13 protein-coding genes and 1 pseudogene are annotated in these 12,804 nt (G+C 68.1%); 6 read left to right on the plus strand and 8 right to left on the minus strand.

Going from position 1 to position 12,804, the window contains the following annotated elements:
• Positions 1–222: 222 nt before the first annotated feature.
• Together FXF65_RS12670 and FXF65_RS12675 are read right to left on the minus strand one after the other, a co-directional pair.
• Positions 223–1,128: an MFS transporter gene (locus FXF65_RS12670; protein ID WP_222868539.1), complete on the minus strand. Its 906-nt coding sequence runs from the start codon at positions 1,126–1,128 to the stop codon at positions 223–225.
• A 72-nt stretch (positions 1,129–1,200) separates the two neighbouring features.
• Positions 1,201–1,620 carry a Dabb family protein gene (locus tag FXF65_RS12675; protein WP_148350047.1) on the minus strand — a complete coding sequence of 140 codons (420 nt, stop codon included), beginning with the start codon at positions 1,618–1,620 and terminating at the stop codon, positions 1,201–1,203.
• Positions 1,621–1,772: 152 nt separating this feature from the next.
• Between FXF65_RS12675 and FXF65_RS12680 the strand changes: the two genes are divergently transcribed.
• On the plus strand, positions 1,773–2,396 hold the full coding sequence (locus FXF65_RS12680) for a TetR/AcrR family transcriptional regulator (RefSeq protein ID WP_148350049.1): 624 nt from the start codon (positions 1,773–1,775) through the stop codon (positions 2,394–2,396).
• Between the two features lie 77 nt (positions 2,397–2,473).
• Here FXF65_RS12680 and thiL read toward each other — a convergent pair whose 3' ends face one another.
• Both thiL and FXF65_RS12690 read right to left on the minus strand, forming a co-directional pair.
• Positions 2,474–3,547 carry a thiamine-phosphate kinase gene (gene thiL, locus FXF65_RS12685; protein WP_148350051.1) on the minus strand — a complete coding sequence of 358 codons (1,074 nt, stop codon included), beginning with the start codon at positions 3,545–3,547 and terminating at the stop codon, positions 2,474–2,476.
• 33 nt (positions 3,548–3,580) lie between these two features.
• The gene (locus tag FXF65_RS12690) at positions 3,581–4,198 is read right to left on the minus strand and encodes an HIT family protein (protein ID WP_148350053.1); all 618 of its coding nucleotides are present in this window, start codon (positions 4,196–4,198) and stop codon (positions 3,581–3,583) included.
• 212 nt (positions 4,199–4,410) lie between these two features.
• On the opposite strand from FXF65_RS12690, the gene FXF65_RS12695 reads away from it, so the two are divergent.
• Positions 4,411–5,178 carry a hypothetical protein gene (locus FXF65_RS12695; RefSeq protein WP_148350055.1) on the plus strand — a complete coding sequence of 256 codons (768 nt, stop codon included), beginning with the start codon at positions 4,411–4,413 and terminating at the stop codon, positions 5,176–5,178.
• Positions 5,171–5,806 carry a class I SAM-dependent methyltransferase gene (locus tag FXF65_RS12700; RefSeq protein ID WP_187412255.1) on the plus strand — a complete coding sequence of 212 codons (636 nt, stop codon included), beginning with the start codon at positions 5,171–5,173 and terminating at the stop codon, positions 5,804–5,806. Before FXF65_RS12695 ends, FXF65_RS12700 begins: the two co-directional genes overlap by 8 nt.
• A 6-nt stretch (positions 5,807–5,812) precedes the next feature.
• Here FXF65_RS12700 and FXF65_RS12705 read toward each other — a convergent pair whose 3' ends face one another.
• The 4 genes from FXF65_RS12705 to FXF65_RS12720 form a co-directional block, all read right to left on the minus strand.
• Positions 5,813–6,325 carry an HIT family protein gene (locus FXF65_RS12705; protein ID WP_222868540.1) on the minus strand — a complete coding sequence of 171 codons (513 nt, stop codon included), beginning with the start codon at positions 6,323–6,325 and terminating at the stop codon, positions 5,813–5,815.
• Positions 6,326–6,656: 331 nt separating this feature from the next.
• Positions 6,657–8,144, minus strand: a complete 1,488-nt coding sequence (locus FXF65_RS12710; protein WP_148350059.1) for a hypothetical protein — start codon at positions 8,142–8,144, stop codon at positions 6,657–6,659.
• An 823-nt stretch (positions 8,145–8,967) separates the two neighbouring features.
• Positions 8,968–9,630: a response regulator gene (locus FXF65_RS12715; RefSeq protein ID WP_148350061.1), complete on the minus strand. Its 663-nt coding sequence runs from the start codon at positions 9,628–9,630 to the stop codon at positions 8,968–8,970.
• Positions 9,618–10,781, minus strand: a complete 1,164-nt coding sequence (locus FXF65_RS12720; protein WP_246198533.1) for a sensor histidine kinase — start codon at positions 10,779–10,781, stop codon at positions 9,618–9,620. The genes FXF65_RS12715 and FXF65_RS12720 overlap by 13 nt, the downstream gene beginning before the upstream one ends.
• 132 nt (positions 10,782–10,913) lie before the next feature.
• On the opposite strand from FXF65_RS12720, the gene FXF65_RS12725 reads away from it, so the two are divergent.
• The 3 genes and pseudogenes from FXF65_RS12725 (at position 10,914) to FXF65_RS12735 (ending at position 12,707) form a co-directional block, all read left to right on the plus strand.
• Positions 10,914–11,321, plus strand: a complete 408-nt coding sequence (locus FXF65_RS12725; protein ID WP_148350063.1) for a DUF6069 family protein — start codon at positions 10,914–10,916, stop codon at positions 11,319–11,321.
• Positions 11,322–11,460: 139 nt separating this feature from the next.
• Positions 11,461–11,580, plus strand: a pseudogene (locus FXF65_RS12730) (response regulator transcription factor); the annotation flags it as partial.
• A gap of 38 nt (positions 11,581–11,618) precedes the next feature.
• A complete protein-coding gene (locus tag FXF65_RS12735; protein WP_281288902.1) occupies positions 11,619–12,707 on the plus strand; it encodes a sensor histidine kinase in 1,089 nt (362 codons plus the stop codon).
• The last annotated feature ends 97 nt before the right edge of the window (positions 12,708–12,804 follow it).

Raw genomic sequence — 12,804 nt, forward strand, 5'->3', positions numbered from 1 at the left:
TCGTGTTTCGTCCGCGCACACGAACCGCGCTGGGAGACCGGACCGTGCGGGGCACCCCGCGGGGGTGACGGCCCGGCCCCACTGCTCTCCATGATGAGCCCGGACGGGCCCGTCCGGCGCGTCCGGAACCGGCCTATCGTCAGGCTGGACGGCTCCCGTCCGCCAGCTCACCAGGGAGAACGGTGCGGTATCGCGCCCTTCGTCGAGCCGCGGCGCACCGGTTCACCCCTTGCGGTCCGGGACGAGTTCTGTAGCGGACGCGCCCCGCGAAGAGCACCCGGCGCCCCGCCTCCCCGGCACGGCGAGCGCCGCCGCGACAGCCGCAACGGAGACCCCGGCGACCAACTGGGCGCGAGATCCGAAGACGCGCTCGACACGTCCGCTGACCAGCCCGGACACGAACATCGCGGCCAGCATCGGGAGGAGCAGCAGCCCGGCTTGGGTCACGGTCGAGCCGAAGCCGTAACCGGCGTCCGGGGACGTCTGGACGAACTGCGGCAGGAACGCGAACACGGCGAACTGCCCGGCGCCGAACAGGAGCGCGACGAGGTTGGTCGTCCAGACGACGGGCGACCGCATCATCCGCATGGCGATGAACGGGCGCGCCGCCACGACGTCCACGACCAGGAACGCCGCGACCGCCGTCCCCGCGCCGAAGATCGCGGGAAACCAGAACAGCCAGGCGTAGCCGAGGACGTCGACGACCGGCCCGGCCAGCACGAGTCCGAGCCCGCCGCCCGCCGCGATGACCGCCGAGATCGCGCCCACGCCCGACGCGACCCGCGCCGGCGGGAACTCGTCCCGGATGATCCCGTAGGAGAGCGGGAACACCGCCCCGGCCGCGCCCTGGACGGCGCGCGCCGCGAGGAGCACGCCGATGTTCGGCGCGACGGCGGCCAGCGCGCTGCCCGCCGCCAGTGCCAGCAGCACCGCGACCAGCGCGCGGTGCTTGCCCGCCGCGTCGCCGACCCGTCCGGCCAGCGGGGTGAAGATCGCCGCCGACAGCAGGTTGGCGGTCAGCACCCAGGTCACAGTGTTCTGGGAGGTGTGGAACTCGGTCTGGATGGTGGGCAGGACCGGCGTGACCAGCGACTGGTGGAGGGCGAAGCTCGCGCTGCCGGCCGTCAACACAGCGAAGGTCGCTCGGGGAGATCCCATCGAGACGTCCCTAGCCGCCGGACGCCGCGGGCCGCGACCGCCTCACGCGGACTCGCCCTTGGCCGGCACACCGCTGCCCTGGTACGAGCCGAGATCCTCGACGAGTTCGAGCAGCTCAGGGTGGTCGGCGAACCGGTCGGCGTGCACCTGGGCGATCTTGGCGCCGATCTCCGGGTCCGGGTCGTCGGTGAGGTCCTGGGAGATCATGTCGGCGACCAGCGGCAGCCCGACGGCGTCGATCCGGCGGTGCAGCGGCGCGTACATGTAGGTGCGGTAGGCGTCGACGTCCTTGAGCGCGTACATCGCGCCGTAGTCGAACTCGCCGCCGATGTCCCGGCCGACGAGGAAGAACTCGACGGCGTCCAGTTCGCGGCCCAGCTGGCGCAGCAGGTCCAGCGCGTGCTCGACCTTGTCGGCGGGAACGTCCGGCTTCATGGCGATCCGGATCTGGTGGTAGATCACGACGACTCTCCTCGGTCCTTGACGCGACTAGCAGTTGCGTTAAGCACTGTAGGTCGACCCGCGCGCCAAAAGCAACAACCCGATGCATTAAGGCCCGCTCTTAACGCGCCAACGGGTTGCGTCTAGCTCTGGGAGCGCTCTAACCTGCCGGAATGGCAGGAGATCCGCTCCACGAGGTCGAGCACCTGCGCGTCGACGCCGCCACGGCCCGCCCCGGCGGCCGGACGGCCCGCGTCGGCGAGGCGGTCATCGACGCGACCATCGCCGAACTCGGCGAGGTCGGCTACACCGCGCTCCGCATCGACGCGGTCGCCGAGCGCGCGGGCGTCAACAAGAGCACGATCTACCGCCGCTGGGGGACGAAGGCGGGCCTCGTGTCCACCGCGATCATCGAGCGCCGCGGCGAGATGGCCCCGGCGGCCGACACCGGCCGCCTGCGCGGCGACGTCGTCGAACTGCTCAAGCAGATCAGGCTCAGCTTCCAGACGCCGTGGATCGCCGCGCTGATCCGCGAGTCCCGGCCGCGCTCCGCCGACAGCGCCGAGATGTACGAACTCCTCGACAAGTTCTGGCCCGCGCGTTTCCGCGCCTCCGGCGCCATCATCGAACGCGCCGTCGAGCGCGGCGAGTTGCCCGCCGACACCGACGCCCATTTCCTCTTGGAAATGATTTCGGGACCGCTCTACTTCCACCTGTTGATGCTCGGCCGTCCCCTCGACGACGCCTTTCTCGAAAGGACGGCCGACTTCGTCCTCAAGGGCGCCGAAGCCCAGTAAGAGGCTTCGCAAGCCGCCCTCACGGTCGAAAGCCCCGCCCGGTCAGGGTCGTCGGCGCGGCTCGGACTTCGGCCGGGTCAGGTGGCGTGGCGCCATGGAGCGCCGGGAAGCTCTTCCTCCCGGCCGTCCGCGCGCCTCAGCCGTACCTCGCGTTCCGCGGTGGCGCAGCCGATGTCGAAGAACTGGAGGCCCGCGTCCGCGAAGATCTTGGAGAGCCGTGACGCCTCGTCTTCAGTGACGGTGAAGACCAGTTGGAAGTCCACCGAGTCGCCCAGGATGACCGAGGTCAGATCACCATCGGTCAGCTGTGCGACCTCGGCCACGATGCCGGCGACGGGGAGTGCGCTCTCCTCGACCACGAAGCCGACGCCGCTCGCGGCCGCCAGCGACTGGACGCCGGCTTTCAACCCATCAGAGGTGTCCTGGCAGCTCGTCACCACGCGGCTCGTGCTCATGCAGCGCCCTTGTCGTACGAGTGCCTGGGGGCGCCGCCACGCGGAGATCAGCGCCTCCTCCTCGGCCGGCCGGAGCTTCGAGGAGTCGGGGGCGAGAGCGCCGAAGTAGCGCTGGGCAGACGCCGCCACCCCTGTCGGCCCGGTGACACAGAGGCGGTCTCCCGCGTGGGCGCCGGTCCGCAGCAGTGATCCGCCTCGCTCGACGATGCCCACGGCGGACGCGGACAAGATGATCCTTTCCGCGCTGCCGATATCGCCTCCGACGTTCGGCGCGCCGACCTGTCGGCAGGCGTCGCGGATCCCTTCCATGAGGGCCGTGAAGTCCGCGTCCGGCAGGGACCGCGGATAGCGGACGACAGTCAGAAGCGCGATCGGAAGCGCACCCATGGCGGCGATATCGCTGAGATTCGCCATCGCCAGGTAGTAGCCGATGTCGTAATTCGACAGGTAGCCGAGTTCGTATAGCTGGAATTTCGGTCCGCGCACGTAGTCCGAGCCCACAACGATTTCCATGGGTCCGTCGATTCCGAAGACCGCGCAGTCGTCCTGGGCGTCGGCGCCCGCGACGAGTTCGGCCTGGACTCCGTCGTGCAGCCGCTGCGACCATCCTGACTGCCCGCTGAACATGGGCGCGATGATGTCGGCCAGCCGTGTCGGCTCGTCGGAGGCCGTGGCGGCGCTCTGCGTGGGACCCATCCCATCCTCAACTTTCCGCGGGGAGTCAGTGGACTAAGGCAGCGAAAGCCTCCAGTGCGCAGCTTCTTTCATCGTCGCCAGCAGAACGTTTTTCCGGACGACGACCGCGTAGTCCCACTCAGGGTCTGCGATACCCAGAAGTCTCCCTGCCACTGATCGGAGATATTGGCGGGGCCTTGCCTGCACCGCAGCGTACACCTGGTGCTCGGTGGCGTCTCCGCAATAGAAGTACGGGAGATCGTCATGCCCGAACTGTTCTAGATCGGCGATGCCACCCAAGGCGGTCGGTACCAGGCCGTCCCGCGCCATCAGCATATTGACCTCCTTGAACGGCAGGGGAAGGAGGTGGATATGAGCGTGGGTGACGCATGCCGACCCCTCCATCCGTATTGTGGAGCCGTGCTCAAGGAAGACGGGCTCGCCGAAACTCGCCCAGTACGGTGGAACTATCTGCTTTAGTGCCGTTGTCACCTCTTCGGCGTGCTCGCACATCACGGCGCCGAAGCTGACATAGTGAGCATTGGGTACCAGGAGAAGATGTCCCCACGTCAGCGGCGACATATCCGCGAGCAGCGCGAGGGCGCTGCCGCGTCCGATGATCCGCCCTGCTGGAGAGCCACCGTAGACGCGATGGAAGGTGACGTCCTCCACCCCCGCGAGCTCCTGGCAGAAGTCGGACCCGACGCAAGAGCCCCGTTCGGCCACGGATCACCTCGACCGCAATTTGGACTGGCTTATTCACTCTCGCATGACAGACCGAAATATGACCCAGCGAAGTCGGCAGCCATATTGTTACTCGTCCCGGGTATGGTTCGGCAAGGCCAGGGCCGGATTGCGATGTGCCGAGCGGGGATGAGCGGCAGATGAAGATGTCGGCGGCGCGTGCCATAGACCGCTTAATCGTGCTGGCAGCGACCGTGACGCTTGCCAGCAAGCAGTACGGCTTCCCTTCGGACAAATTGTGGAAAGACGTCGAGCACGAATACTCGTACACCTTGGTCGCCTTGATTCTTGTCGCTGGCTTCTTCGGAGTCGCGGCCCCTTCCGAGTCGTGGTATCAGCGGCTGCGCGTCGAGCGCCGGCTGGTCATGCGGAGACATGTCCTCACCGCATTCGGGCAACTGATCGAAGTCTGTGCGGTCGTCACGCCCGCTATTGCGGTGAGCGATCTGGGGTTGCACGTCTGGCACAGGGGACGCAATTACCGGCATCCGCTGCGCGGCGAGCTCACACGGGTGGCCACTTACCGCCTCGGAGCCTCGCCGGTGACTCGCAAGATTCGTCCGACGCCGGGCGTCGGCGTTGTGGGACTATGTTGGGAGCTCGATCAGGAAGTGAGCGTCGATGTAGCGCGCCTTGCCCGAGACCTGGTCGACGAGGACGCATTCACCTCATTCCGGGCACGGGAAGGCGCGGCTGCCGTGATGGGGTTCAGTTGGGGGGAATTCCAGCGCTACCGTCATCGTGGCGCGGTCTTCGCCACTCCGATCAGGAACGGTCGTTCCAAGTTCGTGGGCTGCGTCAGCTTCGATGTCTCGCATGGCTACGATGACCTCAATGTGCAACGTATCTGGCACATCCTGAATTCATTGAGCTTCGTGGTCGGGGAGGATGGGTTTGAGAATGTCTGAGGTGGGTGAGATCACCCGTGAGACCTGTGGCCGCTATGACGCCAATGCGAGCTCCTACGGCGAAGCCTCCGAGGACTACGACAGGTTTCCGGGATTGCGCGCAGAGGTCGTCGAGTTCGCGCGGCTCGCCCCTCGCCCATTGCCCGTCCTGGACCTTGGATGCGGCGGCGGCAGGGACGCCCGGCTGCTGGCATCGCTCGGCCGCACGGTGATCGCGGGTGACTATGCCCCGGCCATGCTCGAATGGGCCCGCGACCGGTCCCGGGGGCGGGAGGAGGGGCGCACCCTCGGTTTCCTGCGGCTGAACACCTTGGCGCTTCCACTCCGGGACGCCTCATTGGCCGGGGTGTGGGCCTCGGGAAGCCTGCTCCACATCCCATCGGTCGGAATGGAACGCGCGCTGGCCGAGATCTACCGGGTGCTGGCTCCGGCGGGGATCGCGGCGATAAGCATGCGGATCGGGGACGGCGAGGGCTGGAAGAAGGGCGGATCGCTGGACGGGCGGCGCTGGTTCACGTTCGTCGATCCGGACGCGTTCACGAACCGCTTGGAAGCAGCCGGTTTCACCGGCGTCAGGATCCGTTTCGCGGGGCGTGCGGGCTGGTTCATCGCGGTCGGAACGCGATAGGCCAGCTCATTGCCAGGCGTCCGGGTCGGAGTTCGGAGCGGCCCGCCGAATTCCCCCGCGGGGGTCGGTGACATCGCCATGGTGCCGGGGAATCAGATGGATGTGCAAATGGTCGATGCTGCGTCCGGCCGCCTTGCCGTCGTTGATGCCGATCGTGTACGCCTCGGGAAAGTACTTCTCGTTGATGAGATCCCGTGCCGTGCGCATCAAGGTGTAGGCGCTGAGGACCTCCTGATCGTCCAGCTCGAAGAATGAGACGACGTGCCTTCTGGGGACGATCTCGATATGTCCGGGGTTGGCGGGAAAGTTGTCAAATCGCGCGTAGAATAAGTCGTTTTCACAGAGGATCGTGTTGAGTGATGGGTCCCCCGCCTGACAGAAGAGGCAGCCGATATCCATTCCAAAGGAGCCGGCCGATGGCGCGCCCTCCTCGTGTCTACGGCGCCCCAGGACGAGATCAATGAGAGGTCGAATTCTCTTACTTCGCCCCTCTCCCGGCGTATGCCCGATGCTGAGCATTGTGATTCAATTCCCCCCGGTCCGCCCTACGAATGGGTATGCGAAAAACAATGATCACGTGCATGTCAGGGTGCGCGCGGCCATGACTTCGCAGATGGTAGCGGCTGGCGTCGCAGTCCGAAGGAAAATGGTCACAGGAGTCATAGGAGCCACGGTAGATCCTGACGGTTGACTACGTCACAAATGTCGAATCCGCCCACTAGGCCACGTTACGACTCTGACGTTTCGGACTCAAGGTTCTCTGCGCGAGAATGATCGCTAACAGGTGTCCGGCCGGTGACGGTCGGTCAGTGTGATCGGTAGTGCAGGTGGTCAGGCGGGTTCACCTTTGTCAGTGCCGCGGGTTGAGGCTGTGGATCTCTTCCAAGGACCAGTCTCCGTTGCCACCGGTGACCTGGAGGAGGGTGTGGGAGCGGAGCTGGATTTCGGTGTCGCCGTACGGAAGCGCGAGCGTCTGAACAGGGGTCAGAGTGGCGTCAAGGTGGACGAGGCCGAAAGCCTCTCCGCTGCGGAAAAGCACGGGCCCCGGCGGGCCCAGGTAACGCACCACCGCGGTCCGGTCGCCCGCTATGAAGTGCTCGAACGGCCGGACGTGGCCGGTGGGCGGCACGTCGTCCTGGTCTTCGCCTTGGGTGTCGTCCACGTTGGCCCGTTCCAGGGGCGTCACGTCGATTCGCCAGTCCGCTCCGGACGTGGTTCTCACCTGGATTAGCGCGTGCGCCGCAACGGCGAACGTGCTCCGGTTGGGCGGGGACTCGCCGCTCGGAAGCGGGCCGTGCGCGCCGGTGGACGCGACCGGATCGCAGCCATGCCGTGCGACCAGGTCAGGCCCATAAAGGTGGACCTGATGGGCTTGTCCGCTCGGACATGTCACGACGGCGATTCCGGGCGGCCCCTGGTAGTCGAGCACTTCGGTTCCGCTGCCGGTGGCCGAGCCGGTGAATCCGCGTGCGCGATCCGGCCCGCTGATATTGACGGTCCAGCGTCCTTCGGACTCGACGTACAGGAACCTCTTCGTGAGCGCCTTCCCGGAAATGGACCGGTCGTTCAGGACGGTCATGACGGGCGGGGCACCGGGCCCGGCCGTCACGACCGGCGTGCCTTCGCCGAACTCGGTGCGGCGAAGCCAGGCACGCAGCGCTCCCGGGCCCTCGTTCGTGAATTCGGCCAGCACCGGCTGGGGAAGCGGTCCCTTGATCTTGACGCGCGTTCCGCCGACGCCGCGGTGTGTGATGACCTTGCCGTAATGGGCGTGATCGACCGGCGCCGACTCGTTCAGGGCGAGGTGTTCGTCCTCCGCCAGCCAGCGGTCGAGGTCGGCGGCCACCCTGCGCGGCTCCTTCACCCGCATACGCAACCAGCGGACGGGACGGCCCCGCTGGGGAATACCCGTTCCCAGTTCCAGGCCCTGAAAAGCCAAGGCCAACCAGAACCAGTTCCCCGACCGCAGCCGACGCGCGGGAAGAGGAACGCTATCCCGCAGCCGCAGGGTGAGGTTGAGTTGTTCCCGGAACGGCGTCAAATGGGCCACGCTCTCCTCGATCCGGCCCTGCCCCGACTCCTCGCCGTAGTGGATCGCCGCTATCGCGGTGCGCGGGATCCTCAGCGGTTTCCAGAGCAGCAGCCCGTCCCGGATGACGATTTCCTCATCGGTCACCCGCAGCCGGGGCCGTACCGCCACCAGCCTGAACGTCTGGATCGCGACGCCCACGAGAACGACCGCGAAAAGCGGCGCCCACAAGCCCGCGGCCAACTCGGCAAGAGTGGTCTCCTTGTTGAACTTCACCCAGATCAGACCGAACAGCGGCAGCGTCGCCACCAATGAGAGCAGGCCGACCGTCCCGGCCAGGGTCCCCCCAATGGACCTGGCCATCTTCACCCGGACCGTGGACGATCTGGGCCGCGCCGTCCGGCTCGACCGGTCTCGTTCGGCGAGGGCTCCCAATGCGGAACGCCCGCGTCCCACCGCCGCCTCCCGTCCGCGCGACGCGCGAGAAGATGTCCGGATGACATACCGCGCCACGCTGCCGGTCAACGCCGCCCCGAAACCCCCGCTGAAAGCCGCCCAGATCCCGGCGCCGATCGCCGGCCACCACTCGGGCGACCCGCCTTCCAAATGGACGAAGCGCCCCGAACCGACGTCGAGTGCGGGGACCACGTCCCCGTAATCGAGGGAATGGCCGCCGTCCCCTCTCAACTCGACTCCCTCTCGGGTCAACTGGAAGACGCTGCCGGTCGTGAACGTGCCGGACCAGGTGCATCTGCCCTTCGGGCACGACTTCGATTGCACGGTGAACGTCCCAGGAACGCCCTCGCTCCTCGCGGCGCGACTGGTGGCCGTTCCCTCGTCCACCGCGAAGCCGAAGGCGAAGGTCCAAGCCATCAGAAACCCGACGCCGAGCAGAAGCTGGGCGACCGGCCAACCCGAGAGGTCGTTGGAGGCGTACTTCTTCGCGACCCGGTCGACCTCGCGTCTTCCGCGCATCCCCGCCCCGTCCCAGCCGCGTCCCCGCCGCCGTCCCGCCGAGCCGGACGGCACATTCCCCACCAAAAATGATCATACGGCGAAGCGGGAAACTCGAATGCGTTAATGACGCCGCCGCATTCGCCATTTTCATGGCCGCCCGGGTCGCGCGGAGCGGTCAGGCGAGCCCGGCGTCGTGCGCGAGCAGCGCTATCTGGGTGCGGTTGCCGAGGTCGAGCTTGGTCAGGATGTGCGACACATGGGACTTGACGGTCGCCAGGGTCATGTCCAGTGCGGCGGCGATCTCGGCGTTGTTGAGGCCCTGTCCGATCTCCACCACGACGTCGTGCTCGCGCGGACTGAGCACCGCGAGGGTCGCTTTCGCCCGAGCGTACGCCCCGGCTTGAACGGCGGCTCGGTCCATCAACCGGCGGGTGATCTGCGGCGAGAGGATCGGTTCGCCCGCCACGACCTGCCGGACCGCCTCGACGATCCGGGCTGGCGGGGTGTCCTTCAACAGGAAGCCGCTGGCCCCGGCGCGCAGCGCGTGCAGGATGTTCTCGTCGGTGTCGAACGTGGTCAGGACGATGACCTCGGGCGGCCGCGGGCGCGCCCGCAGGCGGCGGGTGGCGGTGATGCCGTCCACCCGGGGCATGCGCAAGTCCATCAGCACGACGTCGGGGGCGTGCGCGTCGACCGCGGCCGAGGCCCCGTCGCCGTCGTCGGCCTCGCCGACCACCGCGATGCCCGCCGCGCCGTCGAGCATCATGGTCAGCCCGGCGCGGACGAGCGCGTCGTCGTCGACGACGAGGACGCGCACCGGGGGATTCACGCAGGCCATGGTATCGACGCGTGCAGCCGGAACTCACCGTCGACCGTCTCGTGGTCGAGCCGTCCGCCCGCCAGGTGCACCCGCTCGGTGAGCCCGACCAGCCCGGCGCCCCCGGACCAGCCGGGCGCCGCGAACTCCGCCGCCAGCGCGTTCCGGACGTCGATCTCCAGCCCCGCGCCCGGCCCGCCGCGCAGATCGACCCGAACCAGCTGGCCGACCGCGTGCTTGCGCGCGTTGGTCAGCCCCTCCTGGACGACCCGGTACGCCGTCCGGGCCACCGCGGGCGGCGCCTCGGCCGGAACGTCCACCGCCTCGCGCAGCAGCACCTCGGTACCGGCGCCGCGCGACTCCTCGACCAGGCGCGGGACGTCGGCCAGCACCGGCTGCGGCCGGTCGCCGTCCCCGTCCTTGGGGTCGTCGTCGCGGAGCAGCGAGATCACGTCCCGCAGTTCCTCGAGCGCCTGATGCACACCGTCCCGGACGACCCCCGCGGCGTGGGACAACTTCTCCGGCGAGGCGTCCGGGCGATACTCCATCGCACCCGCGAACGTGGCCAGCAGCGACAGGCGATGCGCGAGGACGTCATGCATCTCCCACGCGATCCGGCGGCGTTCCAGCATGCGCGCCTCGGCCACCCGGCGCCCCTGCTCCGCCTCAGCTCGCCGGGCCCGCTCCCGCAGCGACCGGACCAGCGCGGCGCGAGCCTGCGCCCACGCGCCCCACCCGAGCAGCGCACCGTAGCCGACCGTCATGAGAACCAGCCACCAGCCGTACGGCATCTCTCCGCCGGGCCGCCAGAGACCTTGGACCGCGTGTGCGACGACCCCGGCCGCCGCCACCGCGATCGCGACCGGGAAGCGCCGCCGCCACGCCACCTGCAGCGCCCCGATCGTGGCGGGCGGGGTGGCCGCCGGCGACACCGCCGCCAGCACGGTGAGCACCCCCGTGACGACGACCGACCGCCGCAACGTCAACGGCGTCAACACCCAACTCAGCACCCCCGCCACGACATCGACCACCAGCAACGGCCCGGCCGCGCGCCCACCCCACCAGGCGAAGACCGTCATCGCCACCAGCAGGCCGGACACACCCAGAACCGCCGCCTGAACACCCACGCTGGGGCGGTCGCCGTCGGGCGTCCCAAGGAAGAACCTGTTCACCCGCCGAGGCTAACCGGCAGATATCGGACACCGACACCTTCCAAAGTTGGTGGTCACCACCCTCCTAGGCGGGCATCCCCACACCCCACAGACCGATGTGCCACCCCCACCCACACCGCGATTCTTCTCGCCATGACGAACAAAACGCACCAGCCCCGAACCACCGCCCGCCGCACAGGCCGCGCGATCACCGTCGCCGCCGGAGCAGCCGGCTCCCTCCTCCTGTGGGCCGTCAACGACCCCTGGGCCGGTACCGACCTAACCGTCCGCCAAGGCGGCGAGATCGCCCCGGCCGCCATCGTGACCGCCGCCCTAATCGCCGGCCTGGCAGCCTGGGCCCTACTCGCCCTCCTCGAACGCACCGTCCGCAATCCCACCCGAACGTTCCGCATAATCGCCCTGACCACCCTGGCGATCTCCCTAATAGGCCCCCTGAGCAGCGGCACCGACCTAACCAGCCGCCTGGTGCTACTCGGCATGCACCTCACAGTCGGCACAGCCCTGATCATCGGCCTCCCGTGCCCCCGCCCCTGCCGCTAACCCCCGAGCGTGCTCCGAGGACGAACGATCCACCCCGCCGCCGCCCTCAGGTACCTGTCGCGCCGCGGACCGCGTCTTGCCAGCCTTCACGCGGTGTGCGATACGTCGGCGATATCCCCCCGCTCGTACGATCGAGAGCATGCGTGTGCTGGTTGCCGAGGATGAGCCCTACATGGCCGAGGCCATCCACACGGGACTGCGTCTGGAAGCACGATGCCTGGCGTCGGCCATTGCCTCGACCCAGGACCGGGCGCTGGAAGCGAGGGAGGGCAGGCGAACATGAACAGGGCACCGGGGTTGAGCGTCCGCCTCAAGCTCACTCTCAGCTATGCCGGATTCCTCATGTTCGCGGGGGCCTTGCTGCTCGCCGCCGTGTGGGTGTTCCTCCTACGAGGAAGCTTGAACGGCCGCCTGTACATCCCGGATCGGTCCGACTTCCTACGCGTCTTCAGCCCAAGCAATTTCGGCCCGGTCGTCTTCGTTCCGGCCGCGATACTGGCGCTGGCGTTCCTGCTGGTGTTCGGTCTCGCCGGAGGATGGATTCTCGCTGGACGGATGCTGACCCCGCTGAACCTCATCACCGATGCCACGCGCACGGCGGCGAGCGGGTCGCTCTCTCACCGGATCGAGTTGGAGGGGCGCCAGGACGAGTTCCGAGAGCTCGCCGACGCCTTCGACGGCATGCTCGCGCGGCTCGAAGCGCATGTCGCCGAACAGCAGCGCTTCGCAGCCAACGCTTCCCATGAGCTGCGTACTCCACTTGCGATCACGCGGACCTTGCTGGACGTCGCTCGCAACGATCCGAGCCGGGAAAGCAGCGAGCTCGATGAACGCCTCCGCGTCGTCAACGCCCGCGCGATCGACCTCACCGAGGCATTGCTGCTGCTCAGCCGCACTGACCAGCGCTCCTTCGCCCGAGATGACGTCGATCTGTCTCTCATCGCGGAAGAAGCCACCGAAACGCTCCTCCCGCTTGCCGAGAAGAGCGGCGTCGTCATCGAGACCCTCGGGGACGTCACCCCGACCAGCGGGTCCCATGCGCTCCTGCTGCAGTTGACCACGAATCTCCTGCACAACGCGATCGTCCACAACCTGCCCGAACACGGCACCGTCCGGATCAGCACCGCCGCCGCTCCCGAGGCCGCCGTACTCACGGTCGAGAACACCGGCGACACGCTCGACCCGCACGCGGTGTCCACTCTCACCGAGCCGTTCCAGCGCGGCACCGAACGCATCCGCGGCGACCACGCGGGCGTCGGCCTCGGGCTGGCGATCGCCAAGAGCATCACCCAAGCGCACGACGGAACGCTCTCGCTCAGTCCGCGCGCGGACGGCGGTCTCCGCGTCACGGTACGACTGCCCGCGACGACCCGGCGGGTCTCGTAACCGCCGCGCCAGCCGGTCGTCGACCAGGACTGGAGCCGAGCGTCTGCCGCTGCTCGGTCAGCCCGGGACGGCCCCGGCTGACCGAGCGATTCGTTGG

It is taken from the genome of Actinomadura syzygii (assembly GCF_008085905.1).
Lineage (GTDB): Bacteria > Actinomycetota > Actinomycetes > Streptosporangiales > Streptosporangiaceae > Spirillospora > Spirillospora syzygii.